Below are 25,527 nucleotides of genomic sequence, written 5' to 3'. Positions count from 1 at the left end.
CACTTGTCCGCTCAAGTCATCGCGATTGACGCAATGGGCGGGGACTTCGGTCCCCGCAGCATTGTTCAGGCCAGCCTTGCTTGCCTGTCTGCTACCCCCTCGCTGCACCTGACCCTTGTCGGTCAACCCTCCCTCCTTGAAGAATTGATCGCTGGCCAATCGGCTGTGGATCGCTCGCGCCTGTCGATTGCACCGGCATCCGAAGTCATCACCATGGATGAAAAACCTGCCCAGGCCCTGCGCGGCAAGCCAGACTCTTCGATGCGCGTGGCGCTTGAGTTGTTGCGCGAGGGCAAGGTCCAGGCTTGTGTCAGTGCCGGCAATACCGGGGCGCTGATGGCGTTGTCTCGATTCGTACTCAAGACCTTGCCGGGGATCGACCGGCCGGCCATGGTCGCGGCGATCCCGACGCAGAAGGGTTATTGCCAGTTGCTCGATCTGGGCGCCAATGTCGATTGCAGCGCCGAGCACCTGTTGCAGTTTGCGGTGATGGGCTCGGTTGCCGCAGAAACCCTGGGTATCGTGCGTCCGCGCGTGGCGTTGTTGAACATCGGTACCGAAGACATCAAGGGCAATCAGCAAGTGAAGCTCGCCGCAACCTTGCTGCAACGTGCTCGTGGTATCAACTACATCGGTTTCGTCGAAGGTGACGGTTTATACCGTGGTGAGGCGGATGTCGTGGTGTGTGACGGGTTTGTCGGCAACATCCTGCTCAAATCCAGTGAGGGGTTGGCGACCATGATTGCCGGGCGTATCGAAGCGCTATTCAAGAAAAGCCTGCCGTCGCGCATGGTCGGCGCGCTAGCCCTGCCGTTGATGAAGCGCCTGCAAGCCGATCTGGCGCCCGCGCGGCATAACGGCGCGAGTTTCCTCGGTTTGCAGGGCATTGTGGTAAAAAGCCACGGTTCTGCCGGGGTGCAGGGGTTTCAGAGTGCAATTTCCCGTGCCTTGATCGAGATACAGGAAAACCTGCCGGAACGCATTCACGGTCGTCTGGAGGATTTGTTGCTTTAGGCGTTTTCGTCGGACAATGCTTAAATGTGACCGCTCAGTTCAATTGGCCATCCAACTGTCAGTTTCTTGCGTCCCCCAAAGCGGGACGTCAACTCTCCGACGACAAGATCATTAGGGGCTTGTTACATGTCTGCTTCCCTCGCATTCGTCTTTCCGGGACAAGGTTCGCAGTCCCTCGGCATGCTGGCCGAGTTGGGCGCGCAACATCCGGTTGTCCTCGAAACATTCAAAGAAGCTTCCGATGCTTTGGGTTACGACCTGTGGGCACTGACCCAGCAAGGGCCGGAAGAGCAACTCAATCAAACCGATAAAACCCAGCCGGCCATTCTGACCGCCTCGATCGCCTTGTGGCGCCTGTGGCTGGCGGAAGGTGGCGCGCGCCCGGCTTATGTAGCCGGTCACAGCCTGGGCGAATACAGCGCGCTGGTCGCGGCAGGCAGTCTGAGCCTGGGCGATGCGGTGAAACTGGTCGAGCGTCGTGGTCAGCTGATGCAGGAAGCCGTGCCGGCCGGGCAGGGTGGCATGGCCGCCATCCTCGGTCTGGACGATGCTGATGTTCTGGCAGCCTGTGCCGAAGCGGCGCAAGGCGAAGTGGTCAGTGCCGTCAACTTCAACTCTCCGGGTCAGGTGGTTATTGCCGGTGCCAAGGCTGCGGTCGAGCGTGCCATCGAAGGCTGCAAGGCTCGTGGTGCCAAGCGCGCCATGCCGCTTCCGGTCAGCGTGCCGTCTCATTGCGAGCTGATGCGTCCGGCCGCCGAGCGTTTCGCTGAATCGATCGCTGCGATCGACTGGCAGGCACCGCAGATTCCTGTGGTACAGAACGTCAGTGCTGATGTGCCAGCCGATCTGGAAACCCTCAAGCGCGATCTGCTTGAACAGCTTTACAAGCCTGTACGCTGGGTCGAGTCGGTCCAGGCGCTGGCAGCCAAGGGCGCGACCAATCTGGTCGAGTGCGGCCCGGGTAAAGTGCTGGCCGGTCTGAACAAACGTTGCGCCGATGGCGTATCGACTTCCAACCTCAATACCCCAGACGCTTTCGCTGCCGCCCGCGCAGCGCTGGCCTGAATCAGGAGAAACTTGCATGAGTCTGCAAGGTAAAGTTGCACTGGTCACCGGCGCAAGCCGCGGTATCGGCCAGGCTATCGCCCTGGAACTGGGTCGTCAGGGCGCCATCGTTGTTGGCACTGCGACCTCCGCCTCGGGGGCCGAGCGCATTGCCGCCACCCTCAAGGAACACGGCATTCAAGGCACTGGCCTGGAGCTCAATGTCACCAGCGACGAGTCCGTATCGGCTGTGTTGGCAAGCATTCAGGAGCAGTTCGGTGCTCCGGCGATTCTGGTGAATAATGCCGGCATCACCCGCGATAACCTGATGATGCGCATGAAAGACGACGAATGGTATGACGTCGTCGATACCAACCTGAACAGTCTGTATCGCCTGTCCAAGGGCGTTTTGCGCGGGATGACCAAAGCCCGTTGGGGACGAATTATCAGTATTGGTTCGGTTGTGGGTGCCATGGGCAACGCAGGCCAAGTAAACTATGCCGCCGCCAAGGCCGGTCTGGAAGGTTTCAGCCGTGCGCTGGCGCGTGAAGTCGGTTCGCGTTCTATTACGGTCAACTCGGTAACCCCAGGGTTCATCGACACCGATATGACTCGCGAATTGCCGGAAGCGCAGCGTGAAGCCTTGCAGACGCAGATTCCGCTGGGTCGTCTGGGGCAAGCTCAAGAGATCGCGTCCGTGGTCGCTTTTCTTGCATCCGACGGTGCAGCCTACGTGACCGGGGCTACAATCCCGGTGAACGGCGGGATGTACATGTAAGTTAAATGTGACGGATTGCTTCAAAAAAATGTCATACGAGCTGTCTAAAATCCGTTATAAAGCTGCAATCTATTTATAGGCAGAGGGTCACCGGGTTTGAGGAGTGAAGCTTTCAGTTGAAAAGCTGAAAAGTCTTTCTATACACTTACCCACTGGCCAGCTGCCTGAATTTGTCCATTAGGAGTGAAAACAAGGTATGAGCACCATCGAAGAGCGCGTCAAGAAAATCGTTGCCGAGCAACTGGGCGTTAAAGAAGAAGAAGTGGTCAACACTGCTTCCTTCGTTGAAGACCTGGGTGCTGACTCCCTTGACACCGTTGAGCTGGTGATGGCTCTGGAAGAGGAATTCGAGACCGAAATCCCTGACGAAGAAGCTGAGAAGATCACTACTGTACAAGCTGCTATCGATTACGTTACTGCCCACCAGGCGTAATAGTTTGTAATCGTTGCTCGCTGTCATGGAAAAAACCGCACTGCCACATGGCGTGCGGTTTTTTCTTTAGGCCTGATGCAAAGTCGTCATTTGAAAAAAGGAGAGTGCTGTGTCGCGTAGACGCGTCGTAGTCACCGGTATGGGTATGTTGTCGCCACTGGGCACGGATGTGCCGAGCAGCTGGCAGGGCATTCTGGCTGGCCGCAGTGGCATTGGTCTGATCGAACACACCGACCTTTCTGCCTATTCCACCCGTTTTGGCGGCTCGGTAAAGGGCTTCAATGTCGAGGAATACCTGTCGGTCAAGGAAGCTCGCAAGCTCGACCTGTTCATTCAGTACGGTCTGGCCGCAGGTTTTCAGGCGGTACGTAACGCCGGTCTGGAAGTTACCGACGCCAACCGCGAGCGCATAGGCGTCGCCATGGGCTCGGGTATTGGCGGTCTGACCAATATCGAAGAAACCAGCCGCACGTTGCATGAGACTGGCCCGCGACGGATATCTCCGTTTTTCGTGCCAGGCTCGATCATCAATATGATTTCCGGTTTCCTGTCCATCCACTTGGGTGCACAGGGGCCTAACTACGCCATCGCCACGGCATGTACCACCGGTACACACTGCATCGGCATGGCGGCCCGCAACATCATGTACGACGAAGCCGACGTCATGATTGCCGGCGGTGCCGAGATGGCGGCCTGCGGCCTGGGCATGGGCGGCTTCGGTGCCTCCCGCGCACTGTCCACGCGCAACGACGAGCCGACCCGCGCCAGCCGTCCATGGGACAAGGGCCGTGATGGCTTCGTACTGTCCGATGGCGCAGGTGCCCTGGTTCTGGAGGAACTTGAACACGCCAAGGCCCGTGGCGCGACCATTTATGCCGAGCTGATCGGTTTCGGTACCAGTGGCGACGCTTACCACATGACTTCTCCGCCTGCCGATGGCGCGGGTGCTGCACGTTGCATCACCAATGCCTTGCGCGATGCCAAGGTCAATGGCGATCAAGTGCAGTACATCAACGCCCACGGTACTTCGACTCCTGCGGGCGACCTCGCCGAAGCCAATGCCATCAAATCGGTGTTTGGCGATCACGCCTATAAGCTGGCGGTCAGTTCGACCAAGTCGATGACCGGTCACCTGCTGGGTGCGGCGGGTGCGGTCGAGGCGATCTTCAGCGTGCTGGCGATCAACAGTCAGGTCGCGCCACCGACCATCAACCTTGATGAGCCGGACGAAGGCTGTGATCTCGATTTCGTGCCGCACACCGCGCGCAACATGGATATCGATGTAGTCCTGTCCAACTCCTTCGGTTTTGGCGGTACCAACGGTTCGCTGGTGTTCCGTCGGTTCGCAGGCTGATGGACAGCTGGGTCGACGGTCAGCCGGCTGACGCTTTGTCGCTGAAGGATCGCGGCCTGGCTTACGGCGATGGTCTGTTCGAGACCATTGCCGTGCGCGGCGGGAAACCGCTGTTGCTGGACCGGCATCTGTCGCGTCTGGCAGAGGGTTGTTCGCGCCTGGCCATCGCTACCGATCCCGGGCTGATCCGCAACGAGCTGGTGGCCTACGCTGCCGCACTGGGTGAGGGGGTACTCAAGCTTATCCTTACTCGCGGCGACGGTCTGCGCGGTTATGCCCCTGATCCATCGGCTCAGGCCCGGCGTATCCTGCAAGGCAATCCACCCGCTGCTTATCCCGCGATTCATGCCGAGCAAGGCATTCGCCTGTTTCCATGCACGACCCGGTTGTCCAAACAGCCGCTGCTTGCAGGTCTCAAGCATTTGAACCGACTGGAGCAGGTCATCGCCCGCTCCGAGTGGCAAGACACTGAACATGCCGAAGGCTTGATGCTCGATCAGGCCGGTCGGGTGATCGAGGGTGTGTTCAGCAACCTGTTCCTGGTGCGCGATGGCGTGCTCGTCACGGCAGACCTCAAGCGCTGTGGCGTGGCGGGGGTGATGCGTGCCGAATTATTGTTTCAAGCCGAGTCACTGGGTATTGCCACGCAAATCACCGATATCACGCTCGAACAGCTGCAATGGGCTGACGAAGTCTTTGTCTGCAACAGCGTGTATGGCGTTTGGCCGGTGCATGCCTATGCCGCACTGAGCTGGCCGGTTGGGCCGCTCACCCGTAAACTCCAAACCATTGCCTGTGCGCTACTGGATGCTTGATACGTGAGACGTAAATTCTTGCTGCTGCTGGAAACCGGACTGGTTCTGGCGGGGCTGATGTTGGGCACTTGCGCCTGGAAAATTCATTCGGCGCTGGTGCAGCCGCTGAACATTGCTCAGGAAGAACTGCTGGAGGTGCCCAAAGGCACCACGCCCAACCGTACCTTCCTGCGACTCGAAGCCGATGGCCTCATCAAGGACGCTTTCTGGCTGCGGGTTTACTGGCGCTTCAACCTGCCTAAGCAGCCCCTGCACAGCGGCGAATACCGCATGCTTCCCGGCATGACCGTCGAAGGTCTGATCGACCTGTGGAAGCGTGGGGAAATGGTGCAGTACAGCGTGACCCTGGTCGAAGGCTGGACCTTTCATCAAGTCCGTGCGGCCCTGGCCAAAGAGGAGAAGCTCGAACATACCCTGAACGGTTTGAGCGACACCCAGGTCATGGACAAGCTCGGCCATGCCGGGATTTTCCCTGAGGGGCGATTCTTCCCCGACACCTACCGTTTCGTGCGTGGCATGACCGATGCCGAGTTGCTGAAAACGGCCTACGATCGCCTCGACGAAGTGCTGGCCAAGGAATGGAACCAGCGCTCGGCCGACGTGCCGTACACCGAGCCCTACCAGGCGCTGATCATGGCCTCGCTGGTGGAGAAGGAAACCGGCGTGCCACAGGAGCGTGGGCAAATTGCCGGCGTGTTCGTGCGGCGCATGGCGATCGGCATGCTGTTGCAAACCGATCCGACAGTGATCTATGGCCTCGGTGATCGATACAGCGGCAAATTGACCCGCGCCCATCTCAAGGAACCGACGCCTTACAACACCTATGTGATTGCCGGCCTGCCGCCGACCCCGATTGCGATGGTCGGCCGCGAAGCGATTCACGCGGCGCTGAATCCGGTGGCGGGCAACAGCCTCTATTTCGTGGCGCGTGGTGATGGCAGCCATGTGTTCTCCGATGACCTGGACGCTCATAACAACGCCGTGCGAGAGTTCCAACTCAAGCGCCGCGCCGATTATCGCTCCAGTCCGGCGCCGGTCGATGCATCCGAGACAACGCAAACCCCGGTTGAGGAATCCCAGTCTGTGGAAGCGCTGGCGCCGCCATCTCAACCTCCGCAGACACCAGCTCCCGAATCTCAGGCTGAACAGGACCAGGCACCGATCCCGGCCGCTTCGCCCAATACCGCGCCCGAGGTTCTGCCGCCGGTACAACCGCAAGAACCTGCGCCTGAACCTGAGCCTGCTTCCGTCCCCGAGCCGGAAGCAAACGCACCGCAAGGCCCGCAATGACTCTGACTAAGGACTGCCTGTGACTGGCTTGTTTATTACGCTGGAAGGCCCGGAAGGCGCGGGCAAGAGCACCAATCGCGAATACCTCGCCGAGCGCCTGCGCGTCGCTGGTATCGAGGTGGTGCTGACCCGTGAACCCGGTGGCACGCCTCTGGCCGAGCGCATTCGCGAAGTGTTGCTGGCGCCGGTCGACGAAGTGATGAATCCGGACACCGAGTTGCTGTTGGTGTTCGCTGCGCGCGCCCAGCACCTGGCCGAGGTGATTCGCCCGGCATTGGCCCGTGGTGCCGTGGTGTTGTGCGATCGTTTTACCTACGTCTTAATTCGGAATCAAATTCAAGGTAAACAACTAATCTGCTCACCCGCCGATTCCTATCTTTTGGCCTAGAACCCTTGTTCTACAAGTGTTCTGGAAGAAGAGAATTTGTTTCGTGCCTTCAGTTTAACACCCGTCGCTCCTAAAATGTAAACCCCCTCCTAAATTTTATTTTCAGATAGGCAAATGTAAACCTAGAGGCTTGGATCTGCTCGGCGGCGTATCTCCCGCTTGCCCTGAGCCCCAATAAAACCGGGCCTTTCCACGTTTACATTTTGGTTTCAATGCCCTTACGCCGGCACGTCCTTCGCATACCTGTCGTTCCCGTTTCGTGATCTGCTCATCTATTCCTAAACTTAAGAATACCTTAGGCTTCGCACGCGACCTGATGTCAATAGGGTAGTGATGAGGTGAGCAAGTGAAGGCTAGGAAAAGGTACGTAAGGATTTATGGTCGCTCGCCTGCATTTTTTCCGTACAAAGACGCAAGGGTCTATGGCTTCGATTTTTTGATGCGAGCGGAGCCTGACCGGATCTACGCGTGTTTGGCGTGCGCTTCAGGTTTCGGGTATGAAAAAGTCTGTGTTATTTGGGATGCTGAAAGGGGCTTCTTTAGTGAGTCAGCGATTGAGGCACACCTACGCGCTATGTTGTTCTCAGGCCAATTTTCTTTGAGGCAGATGCGTGACGATCTTGTCCTTACCGATGGTGGTGACGGTATTCGGGAAGAATGCCCCGAAAAAGATCACTCTGTGATGAAAGTACTTTCTCGATTAGTCCGAGAGCGGGTCAGAGAGTGCCTGGTGGATTTGGACTACCCCTGGAGCGATCAGTCAGGTTTAGGCTGGGCCGATTTGACTGATCAGATGAGGGAGCTCTTGGCTATAGAGGGCAGTGAGGTCATCTGGGAGCTGACGCTGGCTGAGGACCTAGGACTGTAATACAGGCGGCTTTGCCGAGATGGGCTGGTATGGGTTTGGATCGAGTGAGTAATGAGCTGCCAGATGGTTCCAGCGGCTTTTTGAGCCCGAAACGTTAAGCACCCTCTCAAACCCAGCGGCTTAACTCTCAATTTACTTGTGGGATGCAGTCATTGATCGTTTTTTCCTCAGTAAGCTAATGCAAAAAGCGACTGGGGTTTAAGCACTGATGCATTGCACTGGCCCGACCTTTTTTGTGCTTGGGTACCAAATCCAACCCTTACTGCCTTTTTCGGTAAAGTGAGCGAACACCATCACATAGTTGGTCACGGTTTGTTTGAAAATGGTTTGATATTTGATTCGAAGTCTCAGGCTAACTTGTTGTGTTGAGGGTTGAATGCCTTGGAGTTCTGGCGGCATGTGCTCAAGAGACTCAAGTAATCCGGAATTTTTTTTCATCACGTCAATTGGCTCAGGCGACGCATCATACAAACAGTAGTTATCATTTTTCGCACCCAATAATTCAGCCAGTTGCGCTACGGAGATAAAAGGGAAGTCTGAGATTGAATTGGCTGGTATGGTGATTCCGCCGGGCCCAGAGGCCAGGTAATACTTGCTTTTTTTGACAGGATATATTTGAGATTTCGTTAAAGGTGTTCCCTTTTTTTCGCGGATTAAGTCAATCAGGACATTTTGAGCTGGGATGTCGGATTTATTCTCTAATGACGCGCTCAAAAAATTAGCAGCGTCGTCATAAATAAAGCTAAGAATAGTTACGTTCTTCACAGAAACCTTGGTGGGATGAGTCGCTATTAGATATGCATCCTGCGGTGATGAACCGTACGAATTTGAGTTTTCAATGACGGTTTTGTTGGGTTTGTTGTCAATAGGTAGTAGCCGGTCGATCAGCAATTCAAGCACTTCTTTACGGCAGTTGTTTGCTTCTTTGATGCTATCGAACACCTGACTGCGAAGTACGCCAACGAAGGAGTCCTGCGAATAGTCAGCCGCCAGCGAAGCGTTACCATCGCCCAATTTTTTGACGAGTGCGCCTAATTTTAACTCGATTGAACCCTTGATTTTGGCTTCATGACTAGAACCAGTTGTTTGTGCCTCATTACAAAATTCTTTGGCGGTTTCACGGATTAACCTGAGAGCCTCAGACTGTTGAGCAAGAGTGGAATCTGCATTAGCGGAGGTGACGGTCAATGCTGCAAGCAATAAAACCATGGATTGGATGAGTTTCATAGATCTGCACCTGCATCGAATGAAGGCGCGTTGCTCCTTAAGGTGAAATGAGGGCGGATCCCTGTTATCAATGAGTATCCAATAAGTGTGGTGAGTACACGTGATAAAAGGTCTTCATAAAGAATAACGGCTCGAAATTTTTAAACTTTAGGGTTTCTAAGCAATCAGGGGCCATTAGATTGCCCACGATGCTAATCCAAGCTTTACTTTCAATCTTCGCGGTGTTTCTCGATCAAGCGGGGATGACATTCACGCTGCGAGCCATCCCTTCCACCTTGAGCACATAAGCCCCTCCCTCCTGGACTACCTTCGCTCGTGGCATGTAGGCGTAGAAATACTCGTATTGATAAACCGCTTGCCGCCATTTTCGACCACCATAGAATTCGAAGACGGTGTCGGTGTTCTTGAATCCCTTGAACGCCCCGCGCAACTGACCTTCAGAAATGATCATGTTCACATCCTTTTTATGATTGGCTGCCTAAAACGTATAGCCCTTGAACTGACGAGACAGCCAAGCGTTACCTTTGATTCGTCCAGCGCTTGGTTAATCCCGCCAGGGTGCGGCTCGGGCCGAACGCGGTACTGATGATATTCATATCGCCCTCGGATAAATTCTCGGGCCTCACTTCTTTCAACACCGCCTCGGTACCCAGCGTTTTGGCCCACCCAGCCATGTATCCCTTCGCAGTGTCAGACGCCGCATTCGCAAGCTCGCTCAGCAAGAGCTTGGCGTAGGCCAGCCTTTGCTCTGGAGTCGTCAAACGTTTGTTGAACTCCGAGCGCAATGCGTTGACGGCTCCCCACGTGAGTGGGCTTTCAGGGAACTTGAGAAGCTGCACTGCTAATTGCAGCAACTCCCTCGATTCTTTCTCATCCTGATGGACATGGACGATGTGGCCGAGCACGCGCTTGCGCTGTTCATCATTGATCTCGTTGCCCAGTAACAGCGCCTTGAGTTCACCGAATGCTTCTCCCTGAAGGGCGCGGCACCATACGCTGAAGGCGAGGTCAGGATCGTTGACATTGCCGAGCGAGCCTTTAAGCAATACAGCTTTGGTGGCTTCGGTGCGATCCGAAATGGCTAAATCAGGGATCAACGCTTTCCAGGTGTGCTCCAGCATGTCGACTTGCAATGGGGTATTGAAATCGATGGCTTCACACAGAGCGGCGATCTGGGCGACCGACATTTCTTTGTTGCCTGAACTCAGAAACTCTACCGCTTCTGAGGGCTGCTGCCGCCAAACCACGCACGCTGTTTCGATCAACTGTGGGTGTAGATCGGCCGGCACGATTCTCATCGTCAGCATGCTTTCCATGGAGGCAAGCGTGTGCTGGCCGACGAAGCCTGGCGATGCGACGGCTACCTGTGAGGCTTCCATGAAGAGACTGTTCGGCGCGTATCCATTTGGAAGTTGCTCTACGGTCGGCCAGCGTCCCTTGAAGTAGCGGTGCAGCGATTCAAGCGTGTTTTTTTCCGTTCTGGAGGTGCTGAACAGCTTTTGTAACGATGGACCAAGGACGGCTTGTGATGCATGGATGAACACCCGTGAGAACCCTGGGATCACGTGAGCCAGGTAGCTATCCCAGCTGTCGATTCTGGTCAGCAGAATGGGCAGCAAACTATCCAAATGGGCTTTAAGGGCACTTTCGCTCCAATACTGCTCAGGGATGTGGGTCGCAGCTTGCGTGTAAAGTGATTCATCCTCGTCATCGAGTGCTGGACGAGTAGTCAACGCTGTCAAATGGCCGGCGAGTGTTTGTCGGTCTTCTTCAGGTAAATGCTCGTATGCCTCGAACAGCGCGATGCGACATACACTTGGGACTTGTTCGAGTGGGTGGCTGATCCATCTTTTGGCCACGCTGCTAACTGCTGGTATTTTAGGGGCGACAACGGTGCGGAAGACTTCGGCCGCATCTTGTTCGCAGTCGGCTATTTCACTCAGTGCGACAGCAAAATCGGCATAAGCTTCATAGTGTTCTCGTTTGAAGTGTGCTCGACGCTCAGCGCCAAGGTTAACGACCAAGCTAAATGCGCGTTTGTAGTCGAGTGGTGCCTCTTTGAATTCAGCGACTCGACGGCTGAATCGGGTCAGGCATTCCAGTAAGTGCTCGTCATCAGTATGGGAGATGTACCGCTCCAAGGCCTGTATCACACATTCCGCCATCTCAGGGGCACGCGTGGTAGACAGCTGGGTGATCTGCTCCCACAGCCGCTCGCGACTTTCTCCTCCCTCACCTGCCAGGCGCTCCCAGACGGTGTTTATTCGCGTCGCGGTCAGTGGCATATCCAGAGTGTCGAGCGGCTCAATGTCATCGCCCGCTTTTTCCTCAAAATGGTGGAGCGCTGTCGTCAGCTGATCGACATAGACATCCCCGATTTCTGGCAGTAATGAGGCTTCGTAGCGATCAACCCACTGTTGTAGTTCGATGAAGGGGAGCGTAATTGAACCAGCAGCAGCGGAGACAGTGCGCTCTGCCAGCCATTTCAAAAGCGACTCTTTTGCTTGAGCCGGTAACCCATGCGCAGCCAGCACGGACAGGGCGATTTCGACGGCTCCCTTGGCCATGCCAATCGCCTCGTCCATATTGGGCGTTTGGCCAGTCGGCAGGCGCATTGTGCTCACTTTTCCACTCGTGAGCAGTTCATCAATAAGGACAGACGCTATGTGTTGCTGGTCGACGGAGTTGGCGACGGCAGTGACTCGCCCAATTTTCTCAATGCCGAGCAGTGACCTGAGTTCTGGGGATGTCACAATGTCATTGCTCAGGATGCCGAGCACCAAATTCCGGGTACGTGGCGGCAGGCGGTCAATAATATCCGCGACCACGCGCATGGCGTTGAACTTGAGGGCTTCTTCGGTGCGATGTAGCTCGCTGAGCATGCCATGCAGCAGTTGTACTTCCTGATCGCTGAGGTACTCATTGGCGCGCGGGGAGAGGGCTTCCAGGAAGCCTTGAGTATCCCCGGATACCAGGTAGCTGTAGATTCTTGTTGCTTGGCCGCCATATTGGCGGGTCACTGAATCCTCTGTAAGCAATAAAAGGCTTTGCAGTGACTCTGGCCAAGGCGTTCCCACCAGGCTTGCCAGGAACTGCCGCAGATCTCGGCATCCCTCCACCAGTATCGTTTTTCCACTACTGTCTTCTGCGACGTATCGCTTGAGTACGTGGTGGGAATCCAGAGGCTCATCTTTCAGGAGTGTCTGTCTGACCATGAGATTCGTCAGGCGAAACAGCAGCTGAGGGTCTTCCTGCAGATCTCGATAGAATGCTGGAAAGCTGACGCGGGCTGCGCTGAGTGCACCGAGCGCGATGGGGTGGTGGGTGACAGCGCCTTCATGCAGGCCACCCGGGCGCTCACTGCCAATTGCGTCAAGTTCTCGGGTTTTGGCAAGCCACCAGGTTTGTGTGAAAGCGTTGACTATTTGAAGGGCGTTGCGCGGGTCGGTAACGTTGGCGTGAATCATGCGGTCGACGACCTGTTCAACCGATGCACCTTTGTCCGCGATCTCCTTCACAAGATCCGGGAACGCTTTGAGCTTTGAAAGCGCAAACTGGCGCATATCGTTTCGTGGCGGTGGAGGGATTTCCAACCTGAATTGGAAGATTCGGTCGAGGTAGCGCCTGGCATCAGTGGGGTTGAAAATGGAGCCAGGTTGCTCGGGGTTGCCGCGCCGGCGCGAAAGGGCATCAGCGACTTTGCCTTCATCACAGGAAATGACGAACACGAGCCCCAGGTTTTCAGGAAGCTTGTCTGTTGGGATCTCCATGAACGTTCTGACGGCGTCCAGGCCCAAGACCATCTCCTCTGCCGATAAACGATCAAGGTCGTCTACAAATATGACGAGGCGTTCGTAAGGCACTGCGTTGCCTTTGGTGGGTTTGAACTCACGCAGCTGTTGGAGCAGTAACTCTTCGTATTGCTCAGCGTTGACGCTGGGCAGGTGCACTCGGGTGATGGTGTTGAACGGGTTGACTGCCGATGGCTTCATGACCTTGATCAGATAGGCATAGATGCCACTGACGGCTGCAATGAAAAATGACTGAGTGAGGCCATTATCAAGTGGCAGCCATTTCAGGCCGGCCGCGATGAAGAGCAGGTAGGTGATGAAGGCGATCGCGAAGGCGGGCACTGGAGCCGCCCAACTGATCAGATGCTGTTTGGTCAAAGTGCCTATCGATTTTGTGACCGATTCGGTATGCGTCACATTTCGGTAGAGCTCGTCATGAAGCTTGCCTTCGTTACCGCCCAACTCAAGGAAAACATGACGAAGCAATGCGCGTTTGATGTCCTGTTCTTTCCCGCCGAAACGCCAGGCGTTGAAGGTGATGCTTTTGAAGCGTTGGCTGCGTGGTCGACGTCCGCCTACGGTTGAAGTGTCGTCATTCAGAGCTCGTGTGTAGAGTTCTTTCACCGAGCTTTTGCCGGTGCCCCAACCTCCCAAAAGACCAATGCTGAACGGGGGCTTGTGATTTTCATCCTCGATCAAGCAGCGCAATGCTTGGGCGTAGTGCCGATGCCCAAAGGCGTCCTGGTCCTCTGTCTCGATGTGACGATCCAGCACAGCAGGCATTGAGCGACGAGAATCTAGCATTCGATCATCCCTAATCTCACGTGGCGTTTAGCTATTATGGGAAGGAGCTTACTGCGCCGAGCGATTAGAGACCAGTGATCGCTAGTCGATATCTCCTCGGCTAAGTCATGGGTGCAGCGCGAGGCCTACCAATGTCTCGCTACCGTTTGTTTCGATATGGCCAGCACTCGAGCAGTCTCGGCCTTGGATAACCCTTCAGCCTTTAAACGTTGCACATCTTCACGGCGTTTTGCGGCAGCTGCGACCCTGGAATGACTGTCTTCCGGTTTGACAACGAGGGGGGCTATCAATCCGCCAAGGGCAGACACCTCTTTAGATACACACTTCAGTAGCTCGGTAGGGCGCACGACTTCCTCGGCGCCGTATGCAAGAGCAAGAATGGACAGAGGATGAACGCCCAACTGCCGCGCGATTTGATCTAATTTTTCGACTGTAACGCCACGCTCTGAGCGCTCAATGCGACTCAGGTGGGAAGCGGTTACGCCTTCTTCCAGATCGGTCAGCAGCACCTGATGTTGCTGGCGAACGTGTCTCAACGCAGCGGCGATGGATTGCCTGAGCATTTGGGGCATTCTCTAAAATAAGACTGTATGCCCGGTTTGCTCAGTTCCATACAATGTCGTATAGTCAAACAAGGAACTGCTTGGTTATCCCTGTGCTCGGACGCGCACTGAGTATCTTGAGCTAATCGCTACCAATATATCGCTTAATCGTCGAACGGGGCTGCCTGCAAGCTCTTTGGGGCAGAGTCATGAAAATGTTGATCTACTCAGATTTGCACAACGAGTTCGCCCTGTTTTCGCCGCCGGAAACAGATGCAGACATTATCGTGTTGGCTGGAGACATCGACGTTCAGTCGCGAGGTGTGGAGTGGGCAAACAAGGCGTTCAACCGTCCTGTCATTTATTGCAGCGGCAACCACGAGTTTTACAAAGGCCACATCGACCACACGCTTCGCAAAATGCGAGAGGCCGCTGCACCGCATGTACACGTATTGGAAAATCAGGTTTGGATTTACAACCAAACGCGTTTTTTGGTCACGACGGGCTGGACGGATTTCTCTTCGACCGGCGACGTTGTAGCTGCGACGACGATGTGCGGGCGTTGGATGAATGATTTCGTGGTAATCCGAGCAGAAGAAAGGTTTCGCCGGCTACGCCCGGCAGACGTGATCAAGCGAAACCACATTGCCTATGATTTTTTGTTTAGCGAACTAGTTAAACCGTTTGATGGGAAAACTGTCGTTATCACACACCACTGTCCAATCCCGGAAGTAGCGGGTGAAAAGCATGATGGTCATCTATGTGCTGCCTACACAAATCGTTGGCATGCACTGGTTGAGAAAGCTGATCTTTGGATTTTTGGGCATACCCATCGCTCAGTTGACGTCACAGTGGGCCGATGTCGTGTGGTTTCTAACCCTCGCGGTTACCCGTATGAAAATACGGGATTCGATTCCAATCTCGTCATCAGCCTTCCTTCAGTTTGAAGAGAATTCGGCCGACTTAGGACCTCAGTAATTCTGGCGCGTACATCGCTAAACGCTCATTCCCAATTCTATTTTGCGGACGCCAGCATCACACCTGAAGAGCTTGGTGATTTTGAATGATAAAAATAGACACAAACATATGCGGCATGGTGACTCAGCGTCAGCTCTTTTGGATGATCAGGGATGAGTGATCTGGAGATTTTGCCGAGCATTCCCACCGCAGTGACAGCGGCAATGGCAATCGATTTTGGATTGCCTATCACGGCTTATCTAGTAGCAGCCGTTGATACCCCACCGATACTCATGGGAACGGTGTTTGGTGATAAGAAGGGGCGATTTAGAGAAGGCGCCAGTATCAGGACATCAAGGATACAAAAGGCTTTCTTCATCGAGGGCTACTCGTTGTTCAAGACTGTCGGTGGTAGCCTCTACGTCGTAGTGAGCTGGGTTCCTCCTGGGGGCAATCTTTACATGAATCGCGTTTACCACTGATCGATCAGCGGGAGACAAATTTCTGGTTGAAAGTTGAAGCTAATGCGTGCGAACGAAAACGACGCAGAAAAATTAATATCTGCTTGGGCTATCGAAAGAACGAGCAGATCAGGGTGGTATTGAGAAATATGGCTGTTTCAGATGTTGAGCTACTAGGTGAGTTGCTATTCGGATCAGCACGAGTCCTGGGTGGCTCAAGGCTTGAGGATGATGAGTTGATCGAGCTGGCTACCGTTAACTTCACAGAAAAGCCATTCTGCATCGTTAGGCAGTGGTTGCTGTTGGATGTCATGCTACCGGAATCTCAAGATCGGAAGATCAAAGCACAAGGCCTTGAGGCAACCGTTTTGTATGCGCAAGCAGTAGTGTTCGACAGTGGTAAAAAACTCCAACCAGGCGATAGTGTTCTCAGCAATTTTCAAAGCGACTTTGAAGAATGCGTCTTTGAAAGCAAAGATACCCTCTACATCTTAGCCGGTCGTGGTGCCCGCAAGCATGCCAGCTTGCCTGCGGTCAAAGCGTTGGGGCTGATTGAACACCCGTATCATGCATCTGGAAAACGAGTGTCAACTGATGCGCCAGTTATTTAGGATTTGAGCCTTCAGTAGCTTGAATTTTGAGTTTATTCAGAAGCTCTTGGGTCTGCTCATCAAAGACGAACTCCCCAGTATCTGCTAATAAGTAAATTCGAGTCTTTCGTCCAATATCCATCCCTAGTCGACAATAGTTGAAGCAGAATGCTTCGGAGCAAATGAGCGACTCCACTGGTGTAGCGATCGGGATATAACCAATGAATACAGCTGTGTCTTGTTCTGCAGGGTGTGTGTTTAAATGAAATACCGCAAAAGAATCCTTATGTTCTTCGTCGGTCGATAGCTTGATTTCCCAATCGCAATGTTCGTTCAGGGTTTTATTGTACTGCTTGATGTATTTCGCAGAGTTGTAGTTCATGGCGCTCTCCTTGTTTTTGTTATGAGTTAATTATAAAAATGGAGCCATGACGGTCGCAACTCTCTTTTTCGAAATTTTTAAGAGACCGGTTCCAGCGCGAAAAGTTACGTGAGTGTGCTTGCTGTTGAAACGTGACGTGCTTTTAAAATTACTGATGCGAAAAAACGAGTGGCGAGAGCGGCTCTGTATGAGAGTTTGTCAATGCTCGTTTTGTAATCTATCGGGGAGCTGGGGAAAGCTCCCTATTTGGGCGCAATGCCTGGCTCACTCTTAGATTGAGTCAGAAACGTTGAGCGAGACACTATTTCTAGCTGTCCAGCGTACCTAACCCTTCTCCAGAAACGCTGGGGACTCATATTGATCAATGCACAGGGAGGCTTCGGTAATCCGGCGAGACGTATGGAATCCATCACGCTTCAAATTCATTCGGATGGCCACTGGCACGACGCACTGGTGGTCAGCTTCGATTCGCCTAAAGATAGCTTGCGAAGCCGGTGCATCACTCACTACCTGCCCGACTATCTTGCAGATCAGTACATTCAGCTGGGTACGGTTAAAGCGCCGACTGTCAGTGTGAATCGCCCTCTGGAATGGGATATTCGGCGAGAGCTCGCCCCAGCTTTTCTGCACGACATCATCCCGGCTGGTGCTGCGCGCCGGCACATATTGTCTAGAGCGGTAGTACCGCCAGGGATGTCGACTGACCTCTTTCTGTTGCAGCAATTCGCTGCTGCTCCCATTGGACACATGCGGGTAAAAAGCTCGGGCAAAACGCTGTATCCCACAAGCGAGGTGACTGGTGGGGCTACGCGAGCAGAGGTTGTTCAGGCAGGTATGGGCTTTCTCGACCAAGCCAGGGAATCGGGATGGCCAATAATCGGCGCGCTCGGGGCCGGGGGTGTAGCTCAAAAGATGCTGCTGGTCGAGGATGCCTCGGGGCGGCTTTATCCCGAGGGAGCGGTACGCGACGCAGATGTATGTCGACACTGGTTCGTTAAGTTCCCGCGTAACAAAGCAACCCAATTAGATCGAGACATCCTGCATTCCGAATACTGCTTTTACCGCGCGTTGGGCCAGTTGGGGGTCGACACGATCGCCGCCGAGGGGCTGTCATACGAAGCGGCGAAGGTGCCCAGTGTTTGGATGCAAAGATTCGATCGCAAAGTCTCTCCGGGCGGGATTGAGCGTATCGCAGTAGAGTCAATGTACTCGCTCTGTGGCATCACCCAATCGGTTGTCCGTATGGATCATGTCGACGTCGTAGAACGGCTAGCGAAAGCATGGATTGCCGCTGGACAAACATCTGAAATACCGACCATGGTTAGCGAATACCTGCGGCGAGATTTGATAAATCTGATTGTCGGGAACACCGACAATCATTGTGGAAACCTCTCGATCCTTCGGAGTAAAGAGCGAGTGAGCTTTGCACCCATTTACGATCTTGCGCCGATGCTGTTGGATATTGAAGGCATTGTGCGAAGCACCCGGTGGCCAACAGCAATGGAACCATTAGGTTCGGTCGATTGGGCGGTTGTTTGTGCTCATTTTGCTCATTGGGCAAATCCGGAATGGCTTTTCGATCGCTTACGGGCGGATGCTCGTTTGCTGCTAGCGTTGCCGGATTTGCTGCTGGATCTAGGGCTGCCCCAGGAGGCTTGGCGCTCACCGCTGATTCCGTTGAGTCGTCTTGAGGATACGTTTCGTAGTTGGAAGTTGATGTGATTGATCTACTTCCAGACTGGGGGGCTGAGGTTGGACAGTGTGCCAAGCCGTTCAGGAAGTGCTACGAAAGATGATGAGCCAGAGCTACACCATCCTTACTTAATGGCTTGACGTCCTGACTTTAGGCATCAGAAGCTACGGTTTCTCCAATGGATCGCTCCATCGCCAAGGAACTATTGATGCGCATAGCGAAATTGGTCGCACACAACTTCCGGGGTATCCGTTCTCTTTCTTGGCAGCCTGGCTCACAGGCAATGAGCTGCATCATTGGGCCTGGAGATAGCGCAAAGACCACCGTGCTTGATGCCATCGAGGCGACGTTGTCACCAAGGTGGATCACTTTCAGTGAATCTGATTTCCATCTAGGGAATAGCCTCAATCCCATCAAAATTGAAGTGACGATCGCTGAGCTTTCAAAAGCGCTACTTTCCGATCAACGCTTTGGTTTGTACATCCGGGGATTGGCTGTTGACGGCTCGGTGCATGACGAGCCTGAGACGGATCACGAACCGGCTTTAACCATTCGACTCACGGTCGATGCCACCATGGAGCCGGTTTGGGAACTGATCTGTGATCGTTACCCCACGCCCCGTGTGCTCTCAAACCGCGATCGGTCATTGTTCGGCGTTGTCAGGTTGGCCGGAGAAGAAGCTCGTCACCTGACGTGGGGGCAAGGGTCTGTTCTCGCGAGGATGACAGGCGACACCGAAGGCGCGGCGAATCAGCTGGCAGATGCTTATCGTGTTGCCAAGCAGACCGCCAACCTTTCTTCAATTCCGTCATTGGTAGAAACAGCGGCACGTGCCGAGGAGCTCGCCAAGCAGTTGGGTGCGTATGTGAATTATGCGTTCGGGCCTGATCTCGAACTAGGACGAGGTGGTTTCAGCTCGGGCTCAATCGCATTGCACGACGGTACCACGCCTCTGCGCATGTCCGGGCTGGGTACGCGGCGCCTGGCTACCCTGGCTATCCAACGCGCTTCGATCAAAGAAGGTGCGATCGTACTGGTAGATGAGATCGAGCAAGGGCTTGAACCACACCGTGTTCTCGGCGCGGTCTCAGCGCTGCGTAGTGCCCAGGAGCATGCCAAGTCCAGCAGTGCTCCGACCGGCCAGCTTTTGATCACGACGCACTCGGAGGTGGTGCTCTCAGAACTGAAAAGTGACTCTCTCTTCATAATGCGACGTAGTCGGGAGGGCGATGCATTCATCAGTTCGGTACCCGCCGAAGCGTTCTCCCGAATCCTCAAGCATGCCCCAAGGGCCCTCTTTGCACGGCGGATACTTGTCTGTGAAGGCGCAACAGAGCTTGGGCTCATGTTAGGGCTTCGGGAGCTATTTCGAGCTCGGCATGCTGATGTTCCCATCGAGCATCTCGGCGTTGCGATCGTAGACGGAAATGGGGCAGCTGCGCCGGCGCTGGTCACTGCTTTGGCGGGCCTGGGTTATGCGACTGCGCTTTTTAGAGACTCGGATCAGCCGCTGAAGACCGGTGTTTTGAATCTGCTTCAATCCCAGAATGTACAGGTGTTTGAGTATGGCTCATCGCTGTGTACCGAGCTTGCGTTGTTCGGTGCGTGCTGGCCCGATGTGGCAGACAAGCTGATCGCCTGCGCCATTGCCTCACTCGGTGAAGCCACAATCCTTGCTCAATTACGGCCTGCGTTTCCAGGCTGCGACGTGACGAGGCCTACTGCGACCTGGTTGCCAGCCATTCCAGGAACGGAGTTGAACTGGCTGCGCCTGGCAAGGCTTGCCATCCAGTTCAGATGGTTCAAGTCCGAAGAGCGTGGACGCGCCATATCTGCCGTCGTTGATGAGATTGTGCAACAAGGTCAGCCTTCCCCCCTTTCCGTCTGTATGAGAGGGATAGAGCGGTGGGTTTATGGCCAGTGACTTTGGTTGGCTATTGGGGCTAAGCGCCCAGTCGGTAGTAGCTCCAGCTGGCCACGGCAAAACCGAACTGCTCGCCAAGGCAGCAGCTCAGGGGCAGCGTACCTTGATCCTCACGCATACCCATGCCGGCGTACATGCTATATCCGCAAGAATCAGGCGGTTGGGGATTGCGAAGGACTCGGTCACGATTGACACCATCGCCAGTTGGACGAGCCGCTACGCTTATGCCTTCCCAAAACTCGCGGGCAATCCGCCTCGCAATCCCAAGGGAGCAGAGTGGAATCAGGTCTATCAGGGTGCTCTGAATGTGTTATCGAGCCCCGTCACTCAGCGAATCGTTCAGGCGTCGTACGATCGAGTATTCATCGATGAATATCAGGATTGTGAAGGAGGCCAACACGCCATCGCTGTGAAGTTGTCTCGAATCATACCTACCGTCATTTTTGGCGATCCGATGCAGGGGATTTTTGAGTTCGTAGAAACCAAGATCAACTGGGGGGAGCGAGTCATTCCGGATTTCCCGGTAGCTGCCGAGCTAACTGAGCCGCACAGATGGAATACCTCGAATCCTTCACTCGGAAAGTGGATCGCGGATACGCGTATTCGGCTTCTTTCAGGCCAGCCGATTGATTTGAGGGAGGGGCCCATCACCTATCTACCAGCGGGCAATGCGTTTGATATGGGGCTGTTCTTCAACGGCTTCGACGATCGAGGAGGCTCAACGGCTGCAATCCATTGCCGTCGGAAGATTTGTGACAGCCTGGCGAGTGCAACACGGGGGGCGTTCCAAGCGATTGAGGAAATCGCCGCTGCGCGCTTGATCGACTTTGCCCTTCAATGGGACACCGCTGAGGATCACCGGAAAAAAGCCGAAGCGTTATGGTCACTGCTGGGCGATACCATGCTCAGGAATCTGGCTCAGGTTACGCCACCTGACAATCTGTACGAGATCAACGCACGGCGGCAGGCGGCATGGGATGCGCTTGTTAACACGGGAAGCGCGCAGAGCGGCAGCGATGTGATTGTCCACGAGCGAGGACACCCGTTATCTCGCACGTTCAGAGGCGAGCTTCTCGGCGATGCCAAGCGCGCGCTCATCGAACTGGCTTATGGGAGAAGTGAGTCACTGACCCAAGCCTGTCAGCATGCTCGACAACGCCTCAGCCACACTGGGCGACCTCCCATCAATCGCGTGGTATCAACGCCTCTGCTGCTCAAAGGGCTGGAGTTCGATCATGTACTCATACCGGATGCTGCCCATTTTCTGAGTGAGCGCTTCGCCTGCGCCAAGCTCTTCTATGTTGCAATTTCGCGGGCCAGGCATTCGCTGTCGATCGCATCATCCAGTCCCATCCTTCAGTTTCCGAAGCCGATACTCTAGGCACGAAAACAGAGAGCGGGTGCCCAGAGTAAAGATTTAACTCATAGTGGGGCAGGCTCAGTGTTTCTTTTGCGAAGTGCATGAGCATTGCCCGGGGCTTTTCCCAGGATGGTTTTCGCGAGGGAGGTTTCTACAGTGCAGCGGACTCCAAGTTCGGAACCACATGGGATTTCCAGTGCGGCAGCAGTGGTAGGCAAACCAAGTAGTAGATCAACCAACATGCATAGATACTGGAGTGCAGGTAGCAGGCACCAGAAGCCAGCTTTCCGTGCGCCAACTCATGGCGCAAGCAAGGCCCGCCCTTGAGGTTGAAAAGCAGATCGATCATATAGATCAGGTCTACCCCAAAAATCGCCTCCAGCTGATCGCGCCGGTTTTTCAACAACCCGCTGATCGACCTGTCTTCCTGCAGCATCTCCTCGTCCAGTTTCGACGTATCGATACCTGCGTCGCTGAGCACGTGGCGTAGCGAGTTTTCCAGCTGAGGGAAGAGCAGGTGAGAGGCGGACATCATGTCACCCTGGAGAAAGCGAGCCAGACCTAGGGCATAGATGTGTTCGAACCCTGAGGGCACAAACGGGCTCACGGACACGATCGCCATCAGATGGCGTTCATCAACAGCAAACTTGCTCAGCAGCGTCTGCGCAGCCGGTTTTATGTGGCTTTCAACCCACATTTGATAATGGATTTCCAGATATCGCAGGCTCTCATGGTCATACCATTCGGGGGGCGGTGTCTCGTTGAGATTGATGACCGGTGCCTGGGTGATGACGCGGCCCAGTGCGTCGGTGTAGATCCGGCCATTGAGAAGGTCGGACAGGAGTGAATCGCTTTGATCATTAATGATCTCAGTGTGCAGTGCCATTTTCTCTGGCACATCGCAGATCTGCGCAAACCTGTAAAAAAAGTCAGGAAGCGTCAAGTCGTTGTACACATTGATCGTTCCCTGGCGCTCCTCGTCCAAGTCCATAGGGACCTGGAACACTGATAACTCGTGGGCGGCCTGTGCTTGTTGATCCAGCAGTTCGACCTTCAGCGCCTCCAGTTCTTTCTGCATTCCAGGGATCGAACGAAGCTCCCGGATAGCATCTCGCGTCCAGCTCGCTTTGGCTAAAAAGCTGTCTACACCATCGCGCATCTTGAGGATCTGCTGTATCGATTTCAGCTTGCAGCGCTTGAACCCCTCATGATCTTTCGATTGTTGATAGGCAAAGGCGGCAAGCTCCCACACCATTCGGACAGCCATGGCGTAATGGTCGGCCTCGGCCTTATTGGCCGATTGCTCAGCGTCGTGCGCAACGTGAGTCCAGTCGATGAGTTTGAAAGCTTGGCCCAGGCGTGCCAGTCGATCGAACGACGGATAGCATCGCAGCTTCTCGGCTTGGGCATATAACCGCTTCCATATGGCAATCACAATGTCGGGAGGCGTTTTACGCTTGCCGGTGTTGGACACGATTTGGAAGACCCTGTCGATCAGATCAACGATTTTCGAGGACAGGCCAGAGGGTGGCTCATACCGGTAGGAGAGCTTGTCGTCGAGATAGAACTCGATCGCCTGGCAGTATGAGTCGATCGCCAAACCGGCGCACTGGTGTAAGTTCCTGTGGTTATACCAGGCCACATCTGCAACCCGGGCACGTAGCAGGGGGTGGTCGATCTTGCCCGCGATGGCTGCGAGCACCTGGCTCTGCTCTCCAGCGATATCTGCAGGGATAGGGGTGCGCATTCCGTCCCTGATCAACCTAGGGCCGAAGGCATCCTGGCGATCAATGGAGAAATGGTAGGAACAGACGACCATCAAGACTCGGTACGCACGATGAGCGCCATGATGTCCGTCGGCAAGAGCCTGTCTGGACAGGGCACTGAGCTGAGAGTCGAGCACGTAGAATTCCAGTGTGTCGATCGTCTCCAGCAAGCCGCCGATCTTGGCCTGTGCGAAATCATTTTCTGTTGCCAGTTCCAGCACGCTCCGCTGCTGATCATCCATCTCATTTGGGCTCAGATGTTCGACCGGTTTTTTTTCTGAAATGACCTCAGGGCCTTGTAGCGCGTTTGAATTCATTTGCTCATCCTTAACGTGAATGCTTCAGCGGGCACGTTCAGATTAGGGTACATGAGCCTTCAACTACCGATCGGGGCCAAGGGGGCCCCCCCTGTTTAGTGAAGAAGGGTCATCAACAAAAAAACGTCTACATCGATTTTTCCTGCAGTAGAATCTCGCGCATGGATGCGCAGGTTTTGTCAGGTTAGAGGCCTGTAGTCACTGGTCAAACCTGCGGTTAGGGCCTATAGTGACCTTAAGGTAAATAGCTTGTCTTAGGAGCTGATATATGAAACTCGAAGACCGCATGAGCCGTTCGATCAAACAGCGTGCGAGTTTAGTCGTATTACGCTCGGAGTTTTCGAGCATGGGTAGCGACTCGCAAGTCGGCCGTGTTTTGGCTCGGTTTGTGGCGAACGGTGTGCTCGTGCGCGTCAGTAAGGGCGCGTTCGCGAAAGCTCGCATTAACCAATACACGGGCAAGCCCACGCCCGCAGGCACGTTGGAAATGGTTGCTGCTGAGTTATTCCGCAAGCTGAACATTTCGATTGCACCCAGTACCCTTGTTGCCGAGTACAACAGCGGTAAGTCGACGCAGATTCCTATGGGAACGGTCGTCAACACTGGGAGCCGACGTATTTCCCGTAAAGTGATTGTAGGAAGCAACACTGTAGTTTATGAGAATTCTTTCAGAGCAGCTGCGGGTTAGCATTGAAGATGCGTCGAGCGCCGGCTTTCTAAAAAGCATGCCAGCCGCCGTCGCAGAGAAAGATCAGCACATCACTGATGCCCTTTATGCACTTTCGCAAATCCAGATCACGCATGTCGCCAATCAGTTGAACCGGGAAAAGGGTGATCTCAGACCTGCAACGGTTAATGTCGCAACGCGAATGATTTTTGCCGGCGGTACCTGTCTTTCGAAAGCTTATGGCCTTATCGAAAGGATGTCCGAAGACATTGATATCAAGGTCGAATTACACGCGCCACCTGTAGGCTACGTCCTTTCGAAAGGGATAGGAGAGCGTGGTCGGCTAAAGGCGTTGCACGCAGAGGTCGAGAATGTGTTGGCTGGGCTTGGTTTCCATTGGGTCGTAGACGAGGGTAATCCAGCTCGTAGAGACAGCAGTCGCTACTATTGTCTGTTGGTATCGTACGACGCACTTTTTCAGGATGCCGCAGGTACTCTGCGTCCGCAGCTGAAAATTGAGCTCGTTTGTCGGCCACCGATGATCCCCTCGGAAACGCAAAATTTGGGTTACATGCTGGAGAAGCTGAGTGGGAGTAACGACCCCTTTCAATTCTCCATGGAGTGCATCACCGTAGCAGAGACCCTTGCGGAGAAAGTGCTTTCGCTTCTGCGTCGCTGTGCATGGAGCTGGGACGGGTGTCAGGCCGGCGAATTCGACACGGCGCTGGTTCGCCATGTATACGATGTATGGCGTATCGCGACGAGCCACCCCGATGCGTTAGAACCGGCTACACAAGTTTTTGCCTTGTCGGTGGGTAAGGATGTACATGAGTACGGCAAACAGCACCCTGAGTTCGCAGCAGATCCATTCGGGGTCTTGCGACGCACTCTTGAGATTGCCGAGACCCATGATGGCTTGAAGGCTAATTTTGAGCAGCGGCTCATGCCTTTGCTTTACGCCCTTGAGAAGCCTGATTATGAGACCTGCTTCGCAACGTTTGCCCAGGTTGCGCGGCATTTGCTGGATCACGGTGCAGCCAGCGATGGTGCTTAATGCTGCAG

22 protein-coding genes and 1 pseudogene are annotated in these 25,527 nt (G+C 54.5%); 17 read left to right on the top strand and 6 right to left on the bottom strand.

The annotated features are described in order from the left end of the window. The first annotated feature begins 3 nt into the window (after window positions 1-3). The 9 genes and pseudogenes from plsX to ACW9HW_RS01030 all read left to right on the top strand — a co-directional run bounded on the left by plsX (window position 4) and on the right by ACW9HW_RS01030 (window position 7,984). Window positions 4-1,014 carry a phosphate acyltransferase PlsX gene (gene plsX / locus ACW9HW_RS01070; protein WP_095195568.1) on the top strand — a complete coding sequence of 337 codons (1,011 nt, stop codon included), beginning with the start codon at window positions 4-6 and terminating at the stop codon, window positions 1,012-1,014. A 126-nt stretch (window positions 1,015-1,140) separates the two neighbouring features. Then, entirely contained in the window at window positions 1,141-2,079 is a 939-nt protein-coding gene (fabD, locus tag ACW9HW_RS01065; RefSeq protein ID WP_457397586.1) for an ACP S-malonyltransferase, read from the top strand. Between the two features lie 16 nt (window positions 2,080-2,095). Then, a complete protein-coding gene (gene fabG / locus ACW9HW_RS01060) occupies window positions 2,096-2,836 on the top strand; it encodes a 3-oxoacyl-ACP reductase FabG (protein ID WP_095195570.1) in 741 nt (246 codons plus the stop codon). Window positions 2,837-3,032: 196 nt separating this feature from the next. Then, complete coding sequence (acpP, locus tag ACW9HW_RS01055) at window positions 3,033-3,269, top strand: acyl carrier protein (protein WP_007987170.1); 237 nt, start codon at window positions 3,033-3,035, stop codon at window positions 3,267-3,269. 109 nt (window positions 3,270-3,378) lie between these two features. Further along, window positions 3,379-4,623: a beta-ketoacyl-ACP synthase II gene (fabF, locus tag ACW9HW_RS01050; RefSeq protein WP_095195571.1), complete on the top strand. Its 1,245-nt coding sequence runs from the start codon at window positions 3,379-3,381 to the stop codon at window positions 4,621-4,623. Continuing rightward, entirely contained in the window at window positions 4,623-5,438 is an 816-nt protein-coding gene (pabC, locus tag ACW9HW_RS01045) for an aminodeoxychorismate lyase (protein WP_457397581.1), read from the top strand. The genes fabF and pabC overlap by 1 nt, the downstream gene beginning before the upstream one ends. A 3-nt stretch (window positions 5,439-5,441) precedes the next feature. Next, entirely contained in the window at window positions 5,442-6,728 is a 1,287-nt protein-coding gene (gene mltG / locus ACW9HW_RS01040) for an endolytic transglycosylase MltG (RefSeq protein WP_095195573.1), read from the top strand. A gap of 19 nt (window positions 6,729-6,747) precedes the next feature. After that, window positions 6,748-7,080, top strand: a pseudogene (tmk, locus tag ACW9HW_RS01035) (dTMP kinase); the annotation flags it as partial. Between the two features lie 643 nt (window positions 7,081-7,723). Then, entirely contained in the window at window positions 7,724-7,984 is a 261-nt protein-coding gene (locus ACW9HW_RS01030) for a hypothetical protein (protein ID WP_457397577.1), read from the top strand. Window positions 7,985-8,182: 198 nt separating this feature from the next. Here ACW9HW_RS01030 and ACW9HW_RS01025 read toward each other — a convergent pair whose 3' ends face one another. The 4 genes from ACW9HW_RS01025 to ACW9HW_RS01010 all read right to left on the bottom strand — a co-directional run bounded on the left by ACW9HW_RS01025 (window position 8,183) and on the right by ACW9HW_RS01010 (window position 14,369). After that, window positions 8,183-9,211: a hypothetical protein gene (locus ACW9HW_RS01025; RefSeq protein WP_457397575.1), complete on the bottom strand. Its 1,029-nt coding sequence runs from the start codon at window positions 9,209-9,211 to the stop codon at window positions 8,183-8,185. A gap of 232 nt (window positions 9,212-9,443) precedes the next feature. After that, window positions 9,444-9,662: a hypothetical protein gene (locus ACW9HW_RS01020; protein WP_457397572.1), complete on the bottom strand. Its 219-nt coding sequence runs from the start codon at window positions 9,660-9,662 to the stop codon at window positions 9,444-9,446. Window positions 9,663-9,729: 67 nt separating this feature from the next. Further along, window positions 9,730-13,806 (bottom strand): KAP family P-loop NTPase fold protein, encoded by a 4,077-nt coding sequence (locus ACW9HW_RS01015; protein WP_457397570.1) that lies wholly within the window; start codon window positions 13,804-13,806, stop codon window positions 9,730-9,732. A 125-nt stretch (window positions 13,807-13,931) separates the two neighbouring features. Further along, on the bottom strand, window positions 13,932-14,369 hold the full coding sequence (locus tag ACW9HW_RS01010) for a helix-turn-helix domain-containing protein (protein WP_457397567.1): 438 nt from the start codon (window positions 14,367-14,369) through the stop codon (window positions 13,932-13,934). Between the two features lie 188 nt (window positions 14,370-14,557). Between ACW9HW_RS01010 and ACW9HW_RS01005 the strand changes: the two genes are divergently transcribed. The 3 genes from ACW9HW_RS01005 (at window position 14,558) to ACW9HW_RS00995 (ending at window position 16,377) form a co-directional block, all read left to right on the top strand. Then, window positions 14,558-15,295 (top strand): metallophosphoesterase, encoded by a 738-nt coding sequence (locus tag ACW9HW_RS01005; RefSeq protein ID WP_457397565.1) that lies wholly within the window; start codon window positions 14,558-14,560, stop codon window positions 15,293-15,295. Window positions 15,296-15,478: 183 nt separating this feature from the next. Next, on the top strand, window positions 15,479-15,787 hold the full coding sequence (locus tag ACW9HW_RS01000) for a hypothetical protein (RefSeq protein ID WP_457397562.1): 309 nt from the start codon (window positions 15,479-15,481) through the stop codon (window positions 15,785-15,787). Window positions 15,788-15,813: 26 nt separating this feature from the next. Next, on the top strand, window positions 15,814-16,377 hold the full coding sequence (locus ACW9HW_RS00995; protein ID WP_457397559.1) for a DUF6957 family protein: 564 nt from the start codon (window positions 15,814-15,816) through the stop codon (window positions 16,375-16,377). Here the strand turns inward: ACW9HW_RS00995 and ACW9HW_RS00990 are convergent. Next, window positions 16,370-16,738 carry a hypothetical protein gene (locus ACW9HW_RS00990; protein ID WP_457397556.1) on the bottom strand — a complete coding sequence of 123 codons (369 nt, stop codon included), beginning with the start codon at window positions 16,736-16,738 and terminating at the stop codon, window positions 16,370-16,372. The genes ACW9HW_RS00995 and ACW9HW_RS00990 overlap by 8 nt on opposite strands. A gap of 399 nt (window positions 16,739-17,137) precedes the next feature. Between ACW9HW_RS00990 and ACW9HW_RS00985 the strand changes: the two genes are divergently transcribed. The 3 genes from ACW9HW_RS00985 (at window position 17,138) to ACW9HW_RS00975 (ending at window position 21,736) form a co-directional block, all read left to right on the top strand. After that, complete coding sequence (locus tag ACW9HW_RS00985) at window positions 17,138-18,460, top strand: HipA domain-containing protein (RefSeq protein ID WP_457397553.1); 1,323 nt, start codon at window positions 17,138-17,140, stop codon at window positions 18,458-18,460. A gap of 149 nt (window positions 18,461-18,609) precedes the next feature. After that, window positions 18,610-20,355, top strand: coding sequence for an ATP-dependent nuclease (locus ACW9HW_RS00980; RefSeq protein WP_457397551.1), 1,746 nt, complete (start codon window positions 18,610-18,612; stop codon window positions 20,353-20,355). Further along, entirely contained in the window at window positions 20,345-21,736 is a 1,392-nt protein-coding gene (locus ACW9HW_RS00975) for a UvrD-helicase domain-containing protein (RefSeq protein ID WP_457397548.1), read from the top strand. The genes ACW9HW_RS00980 and ACW9HW_RS00975 overlap by 11 nt, the downstream gene beginning before the upstream one ends. 130 nt (window positions 21,737-21,866) lie before the next feature. Here ACW9HW_RS00975 and ACW9HW_RS00970 read toward each other — a convergent pair whose 3' ends face one another. Then, window positions 21,867-23,798: a DUF7380 domain-containing protein gene (locus ACW9HW_RS00970; RefSeq protein WP_457397545.1), complete on the bottom strand. Its 1,932-nt coding sequence runs from the start codon at window positions 23,796-23,798 to the stop codon at window positions 21,867-21,869. Between the two features lie 268 nt (window positions 23,799-24,066). Between ACW9HW_RS00970 and ACW9HW_RS00965 the strand changes: the two genes are divergently transcribed. Both ACW9HW_RS00965 and ACW9HW_RS00960 read left to right on the top strand, forming a co-directional pair. Continuing rightward, complete coding sequence (locus ACW9HW_RS00965; protein WP_457397542.1) at window positions 24,067-24,486, top strand: DUF6088 family protein; 420 nt, start codon at window positions 24,067-24,069, stop codon at window positions 24,484-24,486. After that, complete coding sequence (locus tag ACW9HW_RS00960; RefSeq protein WP_457397540.1) at window positions 24,455-25,519, top strand: nucleotidyl transferase AbiEii/AbiGii toxin family protein; 1,065 nt, start codon at window positions 24,455-24,457, stop codon at window positions 25,517-25,519. The genes ACW9HW_RS00965 and ACW9HW_RS00960 overlap by 32 nt, the downstream gene beginning before the upstream one ends. The last annotated feature ends 8 nt before the right edge of the window (window positions 25,520-25,527 follow it).

The organism is Pseudomonas sp. SDO5532_S415, from assembly GCF_054071155.1.
Note: the sequence above shows the minus strand (reverse complement) of the source record. Positions and strands in the feature narration are given on the sequence as shown.

Coding starts and splice junctions, on each gene's coding strand:
- fabD (WP_457397586.1), top strand. CDS start 1,141: ATGTCTGCTTCCCTCGCATTCGTCTTTCCGGGACAAGGTTCGCAGTCC.
- ACW9HW_RS00960 (WP_457397540.1), top strand. CDS start 24,455: ATGAGAATTCTTTCAGAGCAGCTGCGGGTTAGCATTGAAGATGCGTCG.
- ACW9HW_RS00965 (WP_457397542.1), top strand. CDS start 24,067: ATGAAACTCGAAGACCGCATGAGCCGTTCGATCAAACAGCGTGCGAGT.
- ACW9HW_RS00985 (WP_457397553.1), top strand. CDS start 17,138: ATGGAATCCATCACGCTTCAAATTCATTCGGATGGCCACTGGCACGAC.
- ACW9HW_RS01030 (WP_457397577.1), top strand. CDS start 7,724: ATGCGTGACGATCTTGTCCTTACCGATGGTGGTGACGGTATTCGGGAA.
- ACW9HW_RS01025 (WP_457397575.1), bottom strand. CDS start 9,211: ATGAAACTCATCCAATCCATGGTTTTATTGCTTGCAGCATTGACCGTC.
- ACW9HW_RS01000 (WP_457397562.1), top strand. CDS start 15,479: ATGAGTGATCTGGAGATTTTGCCGAGCATTCCCACCGCAGTGACAGCG.
- ACW9HW_RS01010 (WP_457397567.1), bottom strand. CDS start 14,369: ATGCTCAGGCAATCCATCGCCGCTGCGTTGAGACACGTTCGCCAGCAA.
- acpP (WP_007987170.1), top strand. CDS start 3,033: ATGAGCACCATCGAAGAGCGCGTCAAGAAAATCGTTGCCGAGCAACTG.
- fabG (WP_095195570.1), top strand. CDS start 2,096: ATGAGTCTGCAAGGTAAAGTTGCACTGGTCACCGGCGCAAGCCGCGGT.
- ACW9HW_RS00975 (WP_457397548.1), top strand. CDS start 20,345: ATGGCCAGTGACTTTGGTTGGCTATTGGGGCTAAGCGCCCAGTCGGTA.
- ACW9HW_RS00970 (WP_457397545.1), bottom strand. CDS start 23,798: ATGAATTCAAACGCGCTACAAGGCCCTGAGGTCATTTCAGAAAAAAAA.
- pabC (WP_457397581.1), top strand. CDS start 4,623: ATGGACAGCTGGGTCGACGGTCAGCCGGCTGACGCTTTGTCGCTGAAG.
- ACW9HW_RS01020 (WP_457397572.1), bottom strand. CDS start 9,662: ATGATCATTTCTGAAGGTCAGTTGCGCGGGGCGTTCAAGGGATTCAAG.
- ACW9HW_RS00980 (WP_457397551.1), top strand. CDS start 18,610: ATGGATCGCTCCATCGCCAAGGAACTATTGATGCGCATAGCGAAATTG.
- ACW9HW_RS01005 (WP_457397565.1), top strand. CDS start 14,558: ATGAAAATGTTGATCTACTCAGATTTGCACAACGAGTTCGCCCTGTTT.
- ACW9HW_RS00990 (WP_457397556.1), bottom strand. CDS start 16,738: ATGAACTACAACTCTGCGAAATACATCAAGCAGTACAATAAAACCCTG.
- ACW9HW_RS01015 (WP_457397570.1), bottom strand. CDS start 13,806: ATGCTAGATTCTCGTCGCTCAATGCCTGCTGTGCTGGATCGTCACATC.